This is a genomic window from Streptomyces zingiberis (assembly GCF_012034935.1).
Lineage (GTDB): Bacteria > Actinomycetota > Actinomycetes > Streptomycetales > Streptomycetaceae > Streptomyces > Streptomyces zingiberis.
Genome location: NZ_JAATEN010000010.1, coordinates 174,200 through 191,862, shown reverse-complemented (window position 1 = coordinate 191,862; position 17,663 = coordinate 174,200). Strand labels below are relative to the sequence as shown.

Annotated in this window: 16 protein-coding genes, 2 tRNA genes and 2 pseudogenes; 6 read left to right on the top strand and 14 right to left on the bottom strand. The window is 73.5% G+C overall.

Translation table 11 applies throughout. The features are described from left to right. The first annotated feature begins 161 nt into the window (after positions 1 to 161). Positions 162 to 917 carry an IclR family transcriptional regulator gene (locus HCK00_RS15460; RefSeq protein WP_168102516.1) on the top strand — a complete coding sequence of 252 codons (756 nt, stop codon included), beginning with the start codon at positions 162 to 164 and terminating at the stop codon, positions 915 to 917. Positions 918 to 1,080: 163 nt separating this feature from the next. Then, positions 1,081 to 1,154 (top strand) — tRNA-Lys (locus HCK00_RS15455). Between the two features lie 146 nt (positions 1,155 to 1,300). Here the strand turns inward: HCK00_RS15455 and HCK00_RS15450 are convergent. The 7 genes from HCK00_RS15450 to HCK00_RS28735 all read right to left on the bottom strand — a co-directional run bounded on the left by HCK00_RS15450 (position 1,301) and on the right by HCK00_RS28735 (position 5,896). Next, complete coding sequence (locus HCK00_RS15450; RefSeq protein WP_168102515.1) at positions 1,301 to 1,960, bottom strand: nucleoside/nucleotide kinase family protein; 660 nt, start codon at positions 1,958 to 1,960, stop codon at positions 1,301 to 1,303. Positions 1,961 to 2,198: 238 nt separating this feature from the next. After that, positions 2,199 to 2,735 carry a hypothetical protein gene (locus tag HCK00_RS15445; protein ID WP_168102514.1) on the bottom strand — a complete coding sequence of 179 codons (537 nt, stop codon included), beginning with the start codon at positions 2,733 to 2,735 and terminating at the stop codon, positions 2,199 to 2,201. After that, complete coding sequence (locus HCK00_RS15440) at positions 2,704 to 2,961, bottom strand: hypothetical protein (RefSeq protein ID WP_168102513.1); 258 nt, start codon at positions 2,959 to 2,961, stop codon at positions 2,704 to 2,706. The genes HCK00_RS15445 and HCK00_RS15440 overlap by 32 nt, the downstream gene beginning before the upstream one ends. Next, positions 2,918 to 4,450 (bottom strand): hypothetical protein, encoded by a 1,533-nt coding sequence (locus HCK00_RS15435; protein ID WP_168102512.1) that lies wholly within the window; start codon positions 4,448 to 4,450, stop codon positions 2,918 to 2,920. Before HCK00_RS15435 ends, HCK00_RS15440 begins: the two co-directional genes overlap by 44 nt. Continuing rightward, on the bottom strand, positions 4,447 to 5,163 hold the full coding sequence (locus HCK00_RS15430; protein ID WP_168102511.1) for an ABC transporter ATP-binding protein: 717 nt from the start codon (positions 5,161 to 5,163) through the stop codon (positions 4,447 to 4,449). The genes HCK00_RS15435 and HCK00_RS15430 overlap by 4 nt, the downstream gene beginning before the upstream one ends. Before the next feature lie 102 nt (positions 5,164 to 5,265). After that, a complete protein-coding gene (locus HCK00_RS15425) occupies positions 5,266 to 5,592 on the bottom strand; it encodes a hypothetical protein (protein WP_206320394.1) in 327 nt (108 codons plus the stop codon). A gap of 61 nt (positions 5,593 to 5,653) precedes the next feature. Continuing rightward, entirely contained in the window at positions 5,654 to 5,896 is a 243-nt protein-coding gene (locus tag HCK00_RS28735) for a response regulator transcription factor (protein WP_168102510.1), read from the bottom strand. Between the two features lie 500 nt (positions 5,897 to 6,396). On the opposite strand from HCK00_RS28735, the gene HCK00_RS15415 reads away from it, so the two are divergent. Next, positions 6,397 to 6,470, top strand: a tRNA-Lys gene (locus HCK00_RS15415). Between the two features lie 85 nt (positions 6,471 to 6,555). Here the strand turns inward: HCK00_RS15415 and HCK00_RS15410 are convergent. The 4 genes from HCK00_RS15410 to HCK00_RS15395 form a co-directional block, all read right to left on the bottom strand. Next, positions 6,556 to 7,587, bottom strand: a complete 1,032-nt coding sequence (locus HCK00_RS15410; protein ID WP_168102509.1) for a glycoside hydrolase family 6 protein — start codon at positions 7,585 to 7,587, stop codon at positions 6,556 to 6,558. 322 nt (positions 7,588 to 7,909) lie between these two features. After that, positions 7,910 to 8,320 (bottom strand): hypothetical protein, encoded by a 411-nt coding sequence (locus HCK00_RS15405; RefSeq protein WP_168102508.1) that lies wholly within the window; start codon positions 8,318 to 8,320, stop codon positions 7,910 to 7,912. Positions 8,321 to 8,604: 284 nt separating this feature from the next. Continuing rightward, positions 8,605 to 9,384: an HAD-IIA family hydrolase gene (locus HCK00_RS15400; protein ID WP_168102507.1), complete on the bottom strand. Its 780-nt coding sequence runs from the start codon at positions 9,382 to 9,384 to the stop codon at positions 8,605 to 8,607. A gap of 525 nt (positions 9,385 to 9,909) precedes the next feature. Further along, entirely contained in the window at positions 9,910 to 10,956 is a 1,047-nt protein-coding gene (locus HCK00_RS15395) for a hypothetical protein (protein ID WP_168102506.1), read from the bottom strand. A gap of 633 nt (positions 10,957 to 11,589) precedes the next feature. On the opposite strand from HCK00_RS15395, the gene HCK00_RS15390 reads away from it, so the two are divergent. After that, positions 11,590 to 12,777: a Gfo/Idh/MocA family protein gene (locus tag HCK00_RS15390; protein ID WP_168102505.1), complete on the top strand. Its 1,188-nt coding sequence runs from the start codon at positions 11,590 to 11,592 to the stop codon at positions 12,775 to 12,777. A 297-nt stretch (positions 12,778 to 13,074) separates the two neighbouring features. After that, positions 13,075 to 13,518, top strand: a pseudogene (locus HCK00_RS26965) (heme-degrading domain-containing protein); the annotation flags it as partial. A 731-nt stretch (positions 13,519 to 14,249) separates the two neighbouring features. On the opposite strand, the pseudogene HCK00_RS15380 reads toward HCK00_RS26965, so the two are convergent. Further along, a pseudogene (locus tag HCK00_RS15380) lies at positions 14,250 to 14,822 on the bottom strand (GNAT family N-acetyltransferase); the annotation flags it as partial. Positions 14,823 to 15,089: 267 nt separating this feature from the next. Between HCK00_RS15380 and HCK00_RS15375 the strand changes: the two are divergent. Beyond that, a complete protein-coding gene (locus tag HCK00_RS15375; RefSeq protein ID WP_168102502.1) occupies positions 15,090 to 15,383 on the top strand; it encodes a hypothetical protein in 294 nt (97 codons plus the stop codon). 289 nt (positions 15,384 to 15,672) lie between these two features. Here the strand turns inward: HCK00_RS15375 and HCK00_RS15370 are convergent, their stop codons facing one another. After that, on the bottom strand, positions 15,673 to 16,407 hold the full coding sequence (locus tag HCK00_RS15370) for a 5-formyltetrahydrofolate cyclo-ligase (protein ID WP_311765339.1): 735 nt from the start codon (positions 16,405 to 16,407) through the stop codon (positions 15,673 to 15,675). Positions 16,408 to 16,426: 19 nt separating this feature from the next. Then, the gene (locus tag HCK00_RS27685; RefSeq protein WP_512700810.1) at positions 16,427 to 17,551 is read right to left on the bottom strand and encodes an NsdA family TPR-like regulatory protein; all 1,125 of its coding nucleotides are present in this window, start codon (positions 17,549 to 17,551) and stop codon (positions 16,427 to 16,429) included. Positions 17,552 to 17,663: the final 112 nt, after the last annotated feature.

Genomic DNA, 17,663 nt, shown 5'->3' with positions numbered 1-17,663 from the left:
AAGCCCAGGAAGCGTGCGCCCGCGCGGGGCGGCTCCTTCCCCGAGGGCCCCCAGGCCCGGATCCGGCGGCTATCGTGGTGACAGCCCGCCGGGGGCGCGCGCTGCCTTCCACGGCCTCCGGCACGTCCGCGACGCAGACGGTCACACCTGGAGGGGGCACCGTGGCGCAGCAGCCCGAGCCGACCATGCCGTTCCACTCCGTCCGGTACGCCTTACGCGCTCTGGAGAGCATCGCCCGGCGCAGCGGCGGGATCCACGGGGAACGGCTCGCCCAGGAGACGGGGATACCTCCCGAACGCCTCGCCCCGATGCTGCGGATGCTCCGCCGCGAGGGCTACGTGGACGAACCCGCGGTGGACCTCTACACCGCCGGCCGGACCCTGCGGCAGCTCGGCTCGGCCGGGCGCGAGCAGGCCCTCGCCGCCCGGCTCCAGCGGAACCTGGAGGAGCTGCGGGACGCCCTCGGGGCCGCGGTCTATCTGAGCCGCTACGTCGACGGCGAGGTCCGGATCACCCAGTGCGCGCACGGGCCGGACGCGCCCCGGGTCAACGAGTGGGTGGACTTCCGCTCCGCGGCCCACGCCAGCGCGGTGGGCAAGTGCCTGCTCACCCAGCTCGACCAGGACGGCCGCCGGGACCACCTCGCCCGCCACCGGACGGCCCGCTTCACCTCCCGGACGATCACCGACGAGAAGATCCTCTTCCGCAGACTGGACCACCAGCCGCCCACCGTGCCCGTCCTGGACCTGCAGGAGTACGCCGTGGGCACGGTCTGCGCGGCGGTGCCGATCACCGCCGGGAGGACGGTGGGGTGCCTGGCGCTCTCCCTGCCCGTCGAGAGCGCGCACCGGCTGCGCCGGGCGGCCGAGACGCTGAACCGCCACGCGGCTCCGCTGGCGCTGTCCCTCACGCTCTGAGCGCCCGGAGACCGCCGGGCCGCCGGCCGGCCACACCGGGGAACCCCGGGATACCACCTCAGGAACCCCGGAAAATCCCCGCAGAACCGCCCGAATCACCCCACGCCACCTCCCGTGGTCGGACCCACCCCCCGGGAGCGGGTAGTATGGCGGCACGCACCAGGCGCCGCTAGCTCAGTTGGTTAGAGCAGCTGACTCTTAATCAGCGGGTCCGGGGTTCGAGTCCCTGGCGGCGCACGCGAAACCGGTGACCCCTCCGTTCCGACGGAGGGGTCACCGGCGTTTTCCGGTCCCGTCTCCCCGTCTCCCCGCTCCCGGGGCGTGCCGCCGCCGGGCGGTGGGCCCCGCCGGGCGGCCTCCCCCGGGCCGGTTCCCGGCACCGGTCAGCCGTCCAGGGCGATCCCCGTCACCTCGCCGGCGCGCAGGACGCGGTCGCAGTGGGCCCGGGAGCGCTTGACCCACTCCCCGTTGGGGTGGTCGTTGCCGTCCACCCAGGCCCGCGCCCCGGCGGCGTCCCGTCCCCCGGCGAGCTGCCGCTCGACGAGCCGGGCGTCCCGCACCTCGTCGGGCGCCTCCACGTACCAGACCGCCTCCATCGACCGGCGCGCCTCCCGCCAGCCGGGCTCGGGGCAGGCGAGGTAGTTGCCCTCGGTCACGACGAGACGGGTGCCGGGGCCCAGCAGGTGGCGGGCGGCGACGGGCTCGTGGAGGGTGCGGTCGTAGTCCGGGACGTAGATGTCGTGCGCGGTGTCCTCGTGGACGCGGCGGAGCAGGGCCCCGTAGCCCCGGACGTCGAAGCTGGGGGCCGAGCCCTTGCGGTCGGTGAGGCCGAGCCGTTCGAGCTGGCGGTTGGAGAGGTGGAAGCCGTCCAGCGGCAGATAGCCCGCGGCCCCGCCGCCGTGGGCCCGTTCGACCGTCGTGACCAGCGCCCCCGCCAGGGTGGACTTCCCGGCCCCGGGCGGCCCCGCCAGCCCCAGCACCGCCCGCCGCCGCCCGCCGCCGGTGATCTCCCACGCCTCGTCCGCCAGCTCCGCGATGTCCATGAGGGCAGGCTAGTGCGATGCCGCCGGGACGGAAGAAGTGCGGGGAGGCCGGGAGGCCGGAAACGGCGGGGGAAAACGGCGCCGGCGATGTCTGCGCCGGGCGGGCCGGGGCAGACGGTCGGCAGGGTGAGGCGCCCGGTCCGGAGCCGCTGGGGGTGATGGGCCGGGCGGCATCGTGCCGGGTGGGCTGTTCTCCCCTGGCGCCGGCCGGCGTCCGTCCCGTCCCCCGGCGGAGTCGTCATCCTCGGCGACCTCGGCGCCCGTCACGTGACCGGACCCGCAGACCGTGGAGGAGGGCGCGGCCGTCCCCGAAGCAGGGCAGCAGGAAGCCGAGGTGGGCCAGGTACCACCAGGCCAGGGCGCGGTCGAGGCCCGGAAGCCACAGCAGGGCGCCCACCAGGGCGCAGGCGAACGGCCCGGCCACGGCCACCACGGCCGTCTGCCGCGCGGTCATCGTCCCCTCCGGGATCACCGACGTCCGCCAGGCCGTCCGCGCGATCGTGATGTGGGTGACCGTGGGGATCCGCTTGAGGCACACGACATGCGCCGACTCGTGCAGGGCGAAGGACAGCATCAGGCCCGGTACAGCGGGTTTGACCAGCAGCAGCCACGCCATCGAGGCCGGTACCGGGTCGCCGGAGCGCGTCATCCAGATCAGCGCCCAGGCGAGGAGGACCCCGGCGAACACCGGGAGCGGCCACACCTGGACGGCCACCGCCCAGACGACCGCCCGGACCTTCGTATCAGCGGCCGGCCGCGTCGAGAAGCTGCTCACGGCGCTGCTTCAGCCCTCCGTAGATCGCCTGGATCACCGTGAGGACCACCGTGAGCACGAGGAAGAGAAGGATGAGCGGCACCGGGTTGTCGACACCGGCGGTGATGCCCAGCGCCCCGTTGTCCTTTTCCACCGTCTCGAAGACCATCGACCCGAAGAACGCCTTCTTCTCGACGATCTCGTCAGGCCCGGTCGAGAACATGAGGATGAGCAGGGTGGCCACCACGCCGACCAGCGTCAGCAGCGCGGCTCCTGCGGCGGACTTCACTACCGACCGTGCCTTCAGCATTTCTTCTCCTCGACTCACTTGTACGGATGCCCTGCACCGCGTAGCCGACGAACGCGGCGGCTGCCCCCGCGAGGCAGCCGGTCACGGCCCAGGGGGGAAGGCTGAGAAGGCCCAGCCCGATCACCGCGAGGCCCGTCACGATGAGGACCACGGACAGCCCCAGGAACACGGAGAAGGGATTGTCCTTCTCCGCCGGGAACACGACGCTGATGCAGGTGGTCATGACCGCTCCGCCCAGGCACGACACCAGCGGCACCAGACCGGGGAGGAACCGGCCGGGGTGGACCGCCGTCGTGATCACCAAAGCGGGCACGGCGAACACGGCGAGCAGCACCATCTGCGCCTTGATGAGCCGCGCGTAGACACGCCAGGGGGATTCCTGTGCACCGGGCAGCGCCCGCAGCTGCTCGGTGGCGGTGAACTGGTAGAGCCCGCCGAAGGACAGGGCGGCGAGGCTCCACAGGGGATGTACCGGAGACCGGTCCGGCAGCAGGAAGACGAACAGGGCCACGGTCATCGCGGCCGCCGCCACGGTCTGGGCACTGCGCAGCAGGCACCAGTCGTAGGGGCCGAGAACGCCCCGCAGCCGCACGCTTCCGGGGAGCTTCACGTAGCGGGCCTGGCGGACGTGCTGGTTGGGGGCGAGCGCGAAGACCAGCGTCACCAGCAGGGCCGACAACGCCACCGCGCCGGCCAGGGCCACCCAGGGCCCGTGCTCGTTCCAGGCCCAGGAGACGGACGTCACCCACGTGTACTCGGTCTCTCTCCGCAGGTAGCCGCCGGAGATCCGCTGGATCAACGGTGTCATCAGCGCGGAGTAGGACGCGAGGATCGCGAACAGGGCCAGGGCGTTGAGGACACCCGCCATGCGGCCGAGCCGCACCAGCCGCCACAGCCGGGTCAGCACCTGGTAGAGGACGGAGAGTCCCAGGTAGGTCAGGGTGACCGGCAGAATCACCGACGCCGTGATGTACCCGGCGGCGGACGGGCCGAGGAGGATCAGCGCGCTGACCGAGAGGGAGATCAGGCCGGCGGTGGCCACGACGGCGGTCATCACCGCCTCGTAGAGGAGGAACGCCGCCGAGCGTTCCCGGTTGGTGACCGGTAGCTGGTAGCTGAGCCGCAGCATCCCCTCGGCGTTGAGGAACAACACCTTCACCAGGAGGAAGGCGATCTGCACCCAGAGGAGGATCGAGACCGTCGCGGTGTCGAACAGCAACCGCCAGACGGCGGCCTCGCCGGCCAGGGGACGCAGGAAGAAGTACGAGGCGGTGCACATGACGGCCAGCAGAAGGACGGCCGCCACCGCGACGAAGACCCTGACCGGGGCGGACTTCAGGAAACCGGCCCGCAGCACGCGGCGGACGAAGAAGACGAGCAGCATCCGGGCCAGGACGGCGGAATGCCTCAGCCGGACCGCCGTCACGGCTGGGACGTCCCGAGATGGTCGAACACCATGGCGGCCACCGAGCCGTGTTCGTCGACCAGATCCCTCGTCGCCTCGTCCCGCACCACGCTTCCCAGATCGAGGAAGAGGGTCCGGTCGGCCAGCCGCTCCAGGACGGCGAAGTCGTGCGTACACAACAGGATGGAGCGGCCCTCGTCGCGGACCTTCCGGAACTCCGCCTCGGCGAGATACAGCGCTTCGATGTCGACTCCGTTGAGCGTCTCGTCGATCACGGTCAGTGGTGGCCGGATGACGAACGCGGAGATCAGTTGGGTCTTCTTGCGCATACCGTGCGAGTAGTCCTCGATGAGGTCGTCGTAGCGCCCCTCCATGGCGAACGTGCGGAACAGGCCGAGGGCCTTCTCGTGGTCCGTTTCCAGGCCGAACAGTTTCCCCATCATGGAGAGGTATTCACGAGCGGTGAGGAACTCGGGAAGGTAGTCGTTGCTGGACAGGTACATGGCCAGCTCTTTCGCCCCGGGCCGGGTGTGCTCATGGCCGCCGATCCGGATGGCGCCGGACTGGAGGCGCACGAGATCGAAGATATTCTTGATCAGTGTGGATTTCCCGGAACCGTTCGGTCCCACAAGACCGACGATTGTGCCGTCCTCGACCGTGAACGAGACATCCGACAGGACGTTGACCACGCCGTCGTAGGAATAGCTGACACTGCTGACATTCAGGAGAGGCACGACCGTAGGGATCCTTACCGAGTCATTCGATCAGGGCGGCACCCAGGAAGCCCGGGAACCCCGGGACTTCCTGGGCTTCTCGCAACCGAAGCCGTCAGACGGCTACACGCATTCGGCGCTGACCTTCAGGCCGAAGTCCTTGAAGGACCAGTTTCCGGTGAACTTCTTGTCCTGGTAGACCACGCACCAGATGACCAGTCCGGCGAAGATGGTGGCACCCAGACCGAGGATGACGGCGGTGAAGATCAGGAACCAGGCGTCGTAGCGGACGAGCCCCCTGTCGACCCGCGCTCTGATCGACGCGAGGGCACGCTCGGGCGCCGAGGTCGCGGCCATGTACGCGCCGACAGAAGCGGATCTGTAGGCGTCGGCCGCCTTCGACGCCTTCGGTTCGGCAGCGGTCGTGTTTTCCCGTACCAGAGTTGCCACAGCGTTCTCCCCAGTGGATTGGTGTTGACCCGGTGAAGATGTCATGCCCACGCCAGGGTGCCTAGTGTCCTGAAGTGCACCACCCGGAGCACTTCGCATACGCGGCTATGACGGCCGCTTCGGCCCGTGAGGAGATGTCCAGCTTGACGAAGACGCCTGCGACATGCTTTTTGACCGTCCGCTCCGCGACCCGCCAGCGAAAGGCGATGGCACTGTTCGGCAGGCATTCGCCCAGAGCTTCGAGTACTTCACGCTCACGCGCGGTCAGAAGGGAGAGATCCGCGTTGCGCGCCCAGTGCGGCACACCACAGACATGCCCTCTTCCACTGTCATGATTTCTGCCCGATGGCACACTCAATGAAAAATCCCCCGTGACGGACGACAGCCACGTTCCCGCTTGCGCTCAATCTTGCGCGAAAAGCCGGGCGGGCTCGATCAGAACCGCAGGCGCCACCCTAGCCACTCTGCGAACATCCCGGCAAGAAACGGTCGCCGACGGGGCGCAAAAGTTCACCGCCGGGAATGCACCCTGGCGCCGCAGGTGGCCGCCCTGACCTGGACCCCTCCGGCAATTTTCCGGCGAAGCGGAAGGCTTCGGAACCCGCCGCGGCGGGCGCCGAGTGGCCGAAAACCTCCCCCCGGCGGGCCCGAACCGGCCGACGCCGGCACCCCTGCCCGCCAAGCCGAATCAAACACCCATTCCCTCCATCGGAAACATTCACCACATACAGCACCTGAGGTGCATACCCCCTCCGGGATGTGTGGAGCACCGCGTCCCGTCCGGTACGATGAACAGGTCACCAGGCGCCGTTAGCTCAGTTGGTTAGAGCAGCTGACTCTTAATCAGCGGGTCCGGGGTTCGAGTCCCTGACGGCGTACGTGATCGATGGCCCTTCCGTTCCGGCGGAGGGGCCATCGGCGTCTCCGGGCGCCCCGGCCTCGGGCCCGACCGCGGGCGCCGTCTCACCAGTCCGCGTTGCGGGCCAGCTCCAGGGCGTACTCCGGCCACCAGCGGCCCGCCGGGGGGCCGCCCTTGCAGGTGCCGTCCGACTCCCCCGGGCGCTTGATCCACAGGTAGGCGTCGATCAGCTCGTCACCGGTGCGTGTGGTCGGCGGCTCGCCCAGGGCCCGGCCGGGCGGGTTGCACCACCCGGCGGGGTCCGCGCCGGCCGGCAGCGGCCCGTTGCCGTTGCGGCTGGTGTCGATCACGAAGGACTTCCCCGGGCCGAGCAGCCGGGAGAGCGCCCGCCCGTAGCGCTTGTTCTCGGCGGTGGTGCGGTAGTTGGCGGTGTTGAGGGCGAAGCCGTCCGCGCGGGCGATGCCCGCCTGCCGCAACGGGGAGACGAGGAGCGACGGGTCGCGGATCCAGTGCGGGTTGCCGGCGTCGAGGTAGACGCGGACCCGGGGCAGGTCCTTGAGGCGGTCCACGGCCGCGGAGAGAAGGGCGTAGCGCTCCGCGTGGCGCTCCGGCGGGGTGCAGCCGTCCACGATGTGCGGCACGGCGTCCGGTTCGAGGATCACCGTGGCGGGCCGGTCGCCGATGCCCGCCGCCACCCGCTCCACCCAGCGCCGGTACGACTGCGGGCCGGGCGCGCCGCCGCGCGAGTACTGGCCGCAGTCGCGGTGCGGGATGTTGTAGAGCACGAGCAGCGCGGCCTGGTTCTCGCGGGCCGCGGCCCGGGTGACGCGCCGGGTCTGCCGCTCCGGGTCCGCCGTGCCGATCCACTCCGCGACGGGCTGGGCCGCGATCTTCTCCTCGATCAGCTCCGCCTGCCCGGCCTGGCCCCGGGCGCGCAGGGCGGCGGCCTGGCGGGCGGCGGTGCCGTACGGGTCCACCCAGTACGGGGTGGCGTAGGAGCGGAGCGCGGGCCACCGCGGCCGGGCCGGGTCGTCGCCCGGGGCGGCCGGCTCACCGGGCAGCCGGAGACAGCCCGCCGTCAGCAGTACCGTGCCGGCCGCCAGTCTCGCCGCCCAGCGGGTCACGTGGCCGTACATCCGCTTCCCCCTGGGAATCGTCCGCATCGGTCCGCGGCACGCCCCGGTGGGACCGGGGCGGCTCGGGTGGCACGCATCCTGGCACGCGGGACGCGCGGTGCCCCGTACCGACGGCCGTCCGGAGAGCCGCGTTACGGCGTTTGCCGTAGCGGAGCGAGGGGCGGGCGGGGTGCCTCGGGGGAGGAACGGCGGCGGGCGGGGTGCCTCGGGGGCGGTCGGGGGCCGCACCTCAGGGGCGGTCCCGGGGTCGGGGTCCACACCTCAGAGGCAGGTCGGGGGCGGGGCCGGACATCAGAGGCAGGTCGGGGTCGGGGGCCGCACCTCAGGAGCGGTCAGGAGGCGGAGTGCGACGGCGCCTCGGGTCCGGTGGGGTGGGGCGGCCCGCCTCACGGTGGCGGTGGACGGCGAGCACCACCATCCCGAGGAGCGCCCCGGCGGTGAGGACGAGGCTGACGACGATCTGCCGGGTGTTGGGGCGGCCCCCACCCCGCGGCACGGGCGCCTCGGCGCGGGCCGCGACGGCCGGAACGCCGGCGCCGGCCGCGACGACGGAGTCCCGGACCGGTGACGCGGCGCCCCCGCCGGCCGTGACCGCCGAGGGGACGGCCACGACCACGGCCGCCGGGGCCGGTGGGGGCGGGGGTGACGGCGGGCCGGACGCGCCCGGCGCGGCCAGGACCGAACCGGCGACCACCACGAGCGCAGCGGCGGCCCGGAGCGCACCGGAAGCCACCCGCCCCGCACCCGCGCCCCCGCACCACCGGACGGGCTGCACCGGTCGCACCGGCCGGGTCGGCCGCGCCGGCCGGGTCGGCGGTGTCGGCGGTGTCTGCCGTGCCGGCCGCCCGGGGTGCCGGAACTGTCGACGGCGCATCGGAACCTCCTCCACCTCAGAGGTTCGCGCGCGCGGCGGGACCGCGCACCGCAAGCCCGGCGGGTTCCCCCGTTCACCACACCGGGCGGCGGCTCGGATCCGGTCAGACCAGGTCAGGTCAGGTCCGGTCAGGTCAGGTCAGGTCAGATCAGGTCGACGAGCTCCGCGATCGACTCCGCCACCCGGGACGGCCCGAAGGGGAAGCGCCCGATCTCGTCCGGCTGGGTGACGCCGGTGAGCACCAGGAACGTCTCCATCCCGGCTTCCAGGCCGGCGAGCACGTCGGTGTCCATCCGGTCGCCGATCATGGCGCTGGTCTCGGAGTGCGCGCCGATGGCGTTGAGCCCGGCCCGCATCATCAGCGGGTTGGGCTTGCCGACGAAGTACGGCTCCCGGCCGGTGGCCTTGGTGATCAGCGCGGAGACGGCGCCGGTGGCGGGCAGGGCGCCCTCGGTGGAGGGGCCGGTGGCGTCGGGGTTGGTGGCGATGAAGCGGGCGCCGTCGTTGATCAGCCGGATCGCCTTGGTCAGCGACTCGAAGCTGTAGGTGCGGGTCTCTCCGAGGACGACGTAGTCCGGCTCGGCGTCGGTGAGGATGTAGCCGATGTCGTGCAGCGCGGTGGTCAGCCCGGCCTCGCCGATGACGTACGCCGAGCCGCAGGGGCGCTGGTCGTCGAGGAACTGGGCGGTGGCGAGCGCCGAGGTCCAGATGTTCTCCACAGGGACGTGCAGCCCCATCCGGGTCAGCCGGGCGTGCAGGTCACGCGGGGTGAACATGGAGTTGTTGGTGAGGACGAGGAAGGGCTTCTCCCGCTCCCGCAGCCGCTTGAGGAAGGTGTCGGCGCCCGGGATGGGCACCCCCTCGTGGATCAGCACCCCGTCCATGTCGGTGAGCCACGACTCGATCGGCTTGCGCTCTGCCACGGAACGGCTCCTGTCCTCGATCGTCTTCCCTGTGCGGCGGCCGGCCGGACGGCCGGGACACCGCGGCGGGGCGGGCCGCCGCCGCACCGGATGTCACGCCGGCCGCCGCGGGCCACCGTCCGCCCGCCCCAGCCTAGCGGCGCAGGTCCGGACCGGTTCCTGCGCTGAGATGACGGATATCCGTCGGCGAGGTGATCAGTCGTGGTCGGGACGGAGAGATCCGCGACACCGGGAGTCCGGTGGGCGCCTTCCGCCCGGATCGGCCCGGGGCGCCCGGGAGCTTGTCCGGGGCCCGGTGGCCGGGTGGACCGGTGGACCGGTCGCGCAGGACGCCGAAATCCCCGGGGTGGGCGCGGCGATCGTCGCCGGGCGCCCTCAACGGGCGGGACGGGGCGCGGGACCCTCACGCCCGCCCGCGGCCGGCCGGCCCCACCCGGAGCCGCGCGGCCCGCGTCCGCCGTCGGCGGTGCCGCCTCCCGTCCGGTGACCGCCGCCGGCCGAGGCCGGGCCCCGTGCCGGCCGCTCTCAGCGGCGGGTGCCGCGGGAGGCGGCGAGCAGTGCCGCGCCGAGGGCGAGGCAGAGCCCGGCGGCGACGGCCGCCCAGGGCAGCGGGCCGCCGCTGCCGGAGCGGGCCAGGGCGGGAGGACGGGTCCGGGTTCCGTCCCCGGCGGGCCCGGGCCCGTCCGGGCTCGTGCGCCCGCCGCGGATCGTGAAGTCGTACGGGGGCGCGGAGCCCACCCAGTCCCCGTCGTCGCCCCGCCGCTGGACGGCGGCGAGGGTGAGCCGTACGGCGTTGTCCGCGGGGCGTGCGGTACCGCCCGAGGTGAAGCGCAGGCGCACCGAGGTGGTCACCGTGCCTCCCGCCGGGACGGTGAGGCCGGGGAAGCGGTCGAAGACGGCGATGTGCTCGTGCCGGTCGGAGGTCTCCAGGGTGACCGGGCGCCAGCGCCCCGCGAACGGGTCGTGGAACTCCATCTCGATGTCCGCGGCGGCGAGTTCCCGGGTGCGGTCGGCGAGGACCGCGACGGGGTGGACGGCCCGGCAGGCGCGGTCCGTGGTGTTGCGCAGGGTGACGGTCCAGTGCCGCCGACCGCCGCCCGCGGTGTAGCCGCGCGGGCCGCCGGCGACCTCGGCACGGAGGGGGAAGTCGGGGCTGTCGCGGTCCCCGCAGTACGGGCCGCCCGCCCGGTCCCCCGGGCCGGTCGCCGCCCGGACGAGCCGCGCCGGGACGGAGAACGAGGCCGGGTCGGCGGCCGGGGACGGAGCGACGGGATCCGGTACGGAAGCCGTGCCCGGAGCGCGGGCCTGGCCCGGAGCGGGGGCCGGGGCCAAAGCGGAAGCCGGGCCCGGCCCCGGAGCCGAGGCCGCGCCCGGAGCGGAGGCCGGGGCGCCCGGGAGCCCGCGCACGCGGAGGCCCGTCACCGCCGAAGCCGCCGCAGCGGGAGTCGGCGCCGCACCGGCGGTGACGGGGGTCGAGGAGGCGAGCGCGGTCGGCGCGACCGGCACCGCCAGGGCCGGGACGGCCGTGAGCACGGCCGCCGCCCGGACGGCGAGGGCTCTGCGCTGGGCCATGGCACACCTTCGGTGATCTCCGCGACGGGCGCGGGCACGGGTGCGGGCCTGGGCAGGCCCCGTGGGGCCGCCCGGTCACGGACCGCGCCCGGCTCGCACCGCACGCCGTCGCCGATGTGGCCCGGCGGTTCGGCGGTTCGGCGTTGTCGCCGCAGTTCGGCAGTTCGGCAGTTCGGCAGTTCGGTGATTCGGTGATTCGGCGTTTCGCCAGTTCGGTTCGGCTGTTCGGCTGTTCGGCTCTACGGCTGGTCTTCGAGGTCCGACGGTTCGGCGGTGTGACGGTGTGGTGTGGTGCCGTGCAATGCCGTGCCGTGCGGTGCCGTTCCGGCGGTCGGCCGTCCCGGCGGCGCCCGGGGTGGCGGGCCCGTTCGCGCCCCCTCGTGTGTCCGTCCCTTCCCCGCCCGGTGGCGGAAGCGCCACGGTCGGCGGGCGGTTCAGCCGAACCGGGCGCGCACGCGGGCCGATCGGCGCTCCCCGCTTGCCGGACGCCGAACCACCCCACCCGGCCGTCCGCGGTACCCGGCCGTCCGCCCCGCGCGGCCCCGTCCGCGTCCCGCCCCGCGCGGCCCCGTCCCCGCCCCGCCGCGTCACCGTCCCCGCACCCCGCTACGTCACCCGTGGTTGAGTGAACACATGTCCAGCTCCCTGCCCTCTTCCGCGAACGCCGGTGGCGCCACCGGCTCCGGCTCCGGCTCCACCACCGGCACCGCGCCGCTCCGCGTCGGCCTGGTCGGCTACGGTCTCGCCGGTTCCGTCTTCCACGCCCCGCTGATCGCCGCCACCGACGGCCTCGTCCTCGACACCGTGGTCACCACCCGCCCCGACCGCCGGGAACAGGCGCTGACCGAGCATCCCGGGGTGCGGATCGCCGGTGGCCACGAGGAGCTGCTGGCGCGCGCGTCGGGCGGGGACGCGCTCGACCTGCTGGTCGTCGCCTCCCCCAACCGCACGCACGTGGCCATCGCGGCGGACGCGCTGCGGGCGGGCCTGCCGGTCGTCGTGGACAAGCCGCTGGCCGCCACCGCGGCCGAGGCGCGGACGCTGGCGGCGCTCGCGGAGGAGCGCGGCCTGCTGCTCTCCGTCTTCCAGAACCGCCGCTGGGACAACGACTTCCGCACGCTGCGGCGGCTCGTCGCGGAGGGTGAGCTGGGCGAGGTGCAGCGGTTCGAATCGCGGTTCGAGCGGTGGCGGCCCAAGCCGAAGGGCGGCTGGCGCGAGTCCGGGGACCCGGCGCAGATCGGCGGGCTCCTCTACGACCTGGGCAGCCACCTCGTCGACCAGGCGCTGGTGCTGTTCGGCCCGGCCGAGCGGGTCTACGCCGAGTCGGTGGTGCGACGCGCCGCGGCCGAGGTGGACGACGACACCTTCATCGCCGTCACGCACGCGAACGGCGTCCACTCGCATCTGTGGATGAGTTCCACGGCGGCCCAACTCGGCCCGCGTTTCCGTGTTCTGGGAAGCTCCGCCGGGTATGTGAAGTATGGGCTCGACCCGCAGGAACAGGCGCTCCGCGACGGCCTGCGGCCCGGCTCCGGCCCGTCCGGAGCACCCGGCGCCCCCGGGGAACCGGGCGCATGGGGCACGGAGCCGGAGTCGCTGTGGGGCCGGCTGGGCGCCGGTGAGTCGCCGCTGACGGGCGGCGGCCGTCCCGTCCCCACCCTGCCCGGTGACTACCCGGCGTACTACGCGGCCGTGGCGGCGGCGCTGCGCGCCGGCGGCCCGCCGCCGGTGACGGCGCTGGAGGCGGCTGCCGCGCTGGACGTGCTGGAGGCCGCCCGGCTCTCGGCGCGGGAGGGCAGGACGGTCACCGTCGGAGCCTGAGCTGAACCCCCGCCCCACTGCCCCGCGTATGCCCTGACACGTAGTCCGGCCACCCCTCCTCACCTCCCCCCACACCCCCTGGAGCTACGCACCATGACGGATCCCGCGGTCGGCCCGCCCGACCTCCCGGCCGGTCACCCGTTCGACGACGACCCGGACACTTTTCTCGACGACCTCCCCGCCGACCACCCCGCCGACGACCCGGCGGACGACCTCGCCGCCCCCTCCCCCGCCGGCCCGGACCCCACGCCGGCCACGTTCTCCCCGGCCTTCGACCCGGCGTTCGACCCCGCGGCGCTGATCGAGGTGTTGCGCGCGCAGGAGGAACGGCTGGTGCTGCGCCGGTTCAGCCATGACGACGCCTGGCGGCTGGGCTGCCTGCTGGTGGAGGCGGCGCGGGCGCGGCGGGCGCCGGTGGCGGTGGACATCCGCCGCAACGGCCAGCAGCTCTTCCACTGCGCGCTGCCCGGCAGCACGCCGGACAACGACGACTGGATCGACCGCAAGCGCCGCGTCGTGGAGCGCTTCGGGGAGAGCTCGTACCTGGTGGGCACCCGCTTCCGGGCCCGGGGGACGACCTTCGAGAACGCGTCACCGCTGGACGGGACGTTGTACGCGGCGCACGGCGGCTCGTTCCCGATCGCGGTGGAGGGCGCGGGGGTCATCGGGACGGTGACGGTCTCGGGGCTCCAGCAGGCGGAGGACCACGCGCTGGTGGTCAAGACGCTGGAACGCTTCCTCTCCCCCGACCCGCCCCCGACCCCGCCCGCGGCCCCGCCGTTCCGGGACGCGCCACCCGGGGTCACGGAACCGGCGGGGCCGCGGGTCGCGGCCACTGAGCCGGGGGCCCCGGCACCACCGGCGCCGGGTGTGGCGGCCGTCCCCCAGGGCCCGCCGCACGGGTCGCCGCCGGTCCCGCCCCGGGTCCAGCCGCAGGTCCCGCCCCCGGGATCGGCACAGGGGCCGGCACAGGGGCCGGCACGGGGACCGGCCCAGGCGGCCGGGTCCTCAGGGCTGCCGGTGGTGCCCCCTCCGGGCGCGTCACCGGGCGGGGCGTGGGCGTCCCGGGGGCCGCAGCGGCCTCCCGCGATGCCGTAGACGGTGCCGGGGCCCGCGCCGGTGGCGTGCCGGAGTGCGGCACCGGCCGGGTTCCCGGTCCCGGCGGGCGCCCGGCAGGCCCGGCCGGGTTGCACCTGCGTCACCCGCGTCCCACGCGGGTCAACGCCACGCGGGTCAACGACGTGCGCGGGTCAACGGAACCGGTCGGCCCCGGCGCCCCGCAGCTCGGTCTGCGCCGCCCCGGCGTTCCGCGTCCAGGCGCTCGGCACCCCGTCCTCCCCCGCCCCGTCACCCCGGCCCGGGCTGGCGGGGGCGGGCGTCCGGCTCACGGGGCCCGGTGCCGGTCCGGCGGTGCCCGGCGCGGGACCGGCGCTGCCCGGCGCGGGACCGGCGGGGCGTCCGCCGGGCCGGGCCGCTTCCCGGCCGTGCGCCGCCTCCCACTCCTCGCGGCTCAGCGCGTAGCGGACCTCGCCGTGCTCCGCGCCGGCGATGGGCTCGGGCCACTCGACGTGGAAGGTCAGGACGTAGCGCAGCCCGGCCTTCTCCATCACCCGGCGGGAGCGGTGGTTGACGGCCATCGTCTCCGCGAACACGTGCTCGACGCCGAGCCGGGTGAACGCGGCGCGCAGCAGGGCGCGGGCCCCCTCCGTGGCGTAGCCCCGGCCCCAGACGCTCCGGCACAGCCGGTAGCCGAGTTCCGCCTCGCGCCCGGCGTGGTCGGCGGCGCGCAGCTCGAACCAGCCGACGAACCGGCCGTCCGCCCCCTCCTCGGCGGCCCAGTAGCCGAGCCGGCCGTCGTGGGTGGCGGAGGCGCGGAGCATCCGGGGCAGGCTCTCGCCGCGCACCGTCTCCGGCGGCGCGGGTCTGCCGTCGCCGAGGAAACGCATCACCTCGGGGTCGGAGTCGAGGGCGACGAGCTGCTCCTCGTCGGCCGGGGTGAGGCGCCGCAGGACGAGGCGTTCGGTCTCCAGGGTGGTCTGCCGCATCGCGGGAGGGTACTGCGGCGCCCGCCCGGCGCGCCCGCGCTTTTCGAGGCTTGGCGGCGACCCGCCCGGCGGCAGGGCCGGCGACGGGGCCACCGGGCCGGACGGGCCGGGCGGACCCGACCCTCCCGCGGGCTCCTCCTCGGCGGGCCACCTGCCCTCCGCGCCTCCGGTGTCCGCACCGCGCTTCACCCGATCGGGTGTCATACGGCGCGCCCGGCTCCGGCGTATCTCTCACGCAAGGCCAAGCGAACCGTAAGGAGTTGGACCATGAACCTCACCACCACCCGCACCGCCCTCGCCGGCATCGTCGCCACGACGACGGCCGTCGCGGCCCTCGCCCTCGGCGCCGTCCAGGCCAGCGCCGCCCCGGCCACGGGGTCCCGCGTCACCGCCGTCCAGGGCGAGACGGCGGAGCAGGTCCCCGGCTGGGTCCTGCGCGGCAAGTACTGGCAGTACGGCAACTGCGTGCTCGCGGGCAACGAGGGCATCCAGCGCGGGCACTGGGACCAGTTCCAGTGCGCCAGCGGCGCCCTCCAGTGGGTCCTGTGGACCAACCGCTGACCCACCCGGGGACCGGCGCTCCTCCCGGCTCACCGTCCGCTTCGCGTCGAGCGGGGGGCCACACGAACCGGACCGGCCGGGCGGAGCGCCACCACCCCGCCCCGGGCCCGCGGACTCCCGACACCACGGGCCCACGCACCACACCCTGACACCGGCACCGCCGGCTACCTCCACGCACGACCCCGACCGGCCCGCGACCGGACGCCCACCCCCACGGGCCCCGGCCGCGGGCCTTCGGCTTCCTCAACGCGGGCCCCTCCGCGCCTGAAAACCCCTCCCGCTGCGGGAATCACCGGGAGTTACGTGCGGCCTGCCGCGTCCGGAGGGCCGGGATCGCCGTGATCTTCTCCGGCGGGAGCCGGTCCCAGTAGAGCCCTTGGGGACGGTGGGGGGCTGGGCAGGCGATGATCTCCTCTGGCGTCACGACGTAGTCCACGCCCACATCGTGCTCACCCGCGGGAATGACCTCGTCTACGACTTGGAGGGCGTGCACGGTGGTGACGACGACCGTCTCCGGGCTGACCAGCCCGGCCTCCGTCAGCAGCGCGAATTCTAGGTCGGAGTAGCCCGCGCCCTTTCCGATCCGCACTCCGTCCCTGTTCACCGCGACGCTGCCGAGGACGATGACGTCGACCGGTTCCATGTGCTCGACATCAACCGTCGGTGCCACCTCGGCGGCTGTCTTGCTCACCGCTGCCTGGTCCGGCGCGATCCGGAGTTCGGCGGGGTCCAGTCGATAGAACGGCCGCGGTGTGGCGAGCTTCGGCACAGCCATGTAGACGACTTTGCCCGCCGCGAGGGCCAGCCCGCGCACGGGCCGCTGAGCCCTGTCAGGCACAGCCTTCACGAACCGCGCCTCCCGCCAGAAGGGGAGCCGCGTGATCAGATCGGCGGCCGTCTCGGCGCCTATGAAATCAGGGATCCGGCCGTACACCGACGCGTCACGCACAGCACGCGCCTCCATCAGCGCGTCCCAGACTCTGCCACGCACCTGGCCCTTGGCCCGGTCTTGGTCCGTACCCACGCTCCTCCGTCCCTCCCTCTTACCGGCCCGCCATCAAGGCGAACAGACGATCGTGCACATCCTGCACCTCGGGCATACGACACCAGGGGCGCAATTCCCTCACAGCCCCGAACACAACGCTCACCCCACCGCCGCCGCGCGTGCCTTCCAACTCCTCGATCGCTGTACGCAACGCGGCGGTCCCAGCGTCCACCTCGCCCTGGCGGATCCGAGCCAGGGCGAGATTCCCGAGGACGATGGAACGAGACTTCGTATGGGAGGGCAACTCGGCGGCAGCGTCGACCAACTCCCGTACCGCGAGTTCGTACCGTCCAAGGGAGAGGTGGCAGGACCCTGCGAGACGGTGCCGCTGTCCAGGGGAGATCAGGTCCAAGGCCGCGTCCCAGTCGTCCACCCGCGCAAGGTGACGGTCGGCCTTCTCCAACTCCTCGTCACACTGACCCGGTTGTCCCAGCATCGCGTGCGCCTCGCCCGCGTGGAGCCGCGCCACGGCAGATAGGGCGTGGCTCGCCCCTCGTGGAGCATGGGCCGCCGAAAGCGACAAGCGCAGACCTTCGTGGGCGTCGCGGACTCCGTACAAGGCGACATGTCCCATCCGGAGCAGAGCCAGCCCTTCCAGCACGCCGTCCCCCACGTGACGCGCGATGTCAAGACTCCTCGTGTAGAGCGAGCGGGCGGTCTGGTGATCCCGCCGTTCCGAGGCGTCCCAGACCAACTGCCCCACAAAGGCGACAGCCTCCGCCTGAAGGGTGAGGAATTCCCGTCGCATCCGACCTCGTCGCGCGTCACCCGCCAGAAGTTCAAACTTTCCGAGTCGCTGACCCGCTTCGACGAGGAGACTCGCGGAGGGCAGTCGATCATACCGCCGCACAAGTCTGTCGAAATCCTCCCTCAGCGAGGTGCACGAGCCGGGCTCATCGTCCCCCGGAGCCGGCGAGGAAATCGCCCGCGCGTGGCCGGGAGGGACAACGCCAGACGGCGAGGACAACAACCTCTGTAGTTCGAACGCGGTCACCCCGAGCGCACGTCCCAAGCGCGGCCGCATCCAGGGTTGCGGATCGCAGCGCCCTGCCTCCCAGCGGACGACGGTGGAACGGTCAACGCCCAGTATTTCGGCGAGGGCTTCCTGCGTGAGACCGCGCATCGCTCTCTGCTGGACGAGTCCATGCCGCTTGCCCGCCATCACGCCGCCTTCCGCATCGCCGTCAACCGGAAAGACCCTGCTGGCGCCCCGCAGTGCCACACGGATGCGCCGG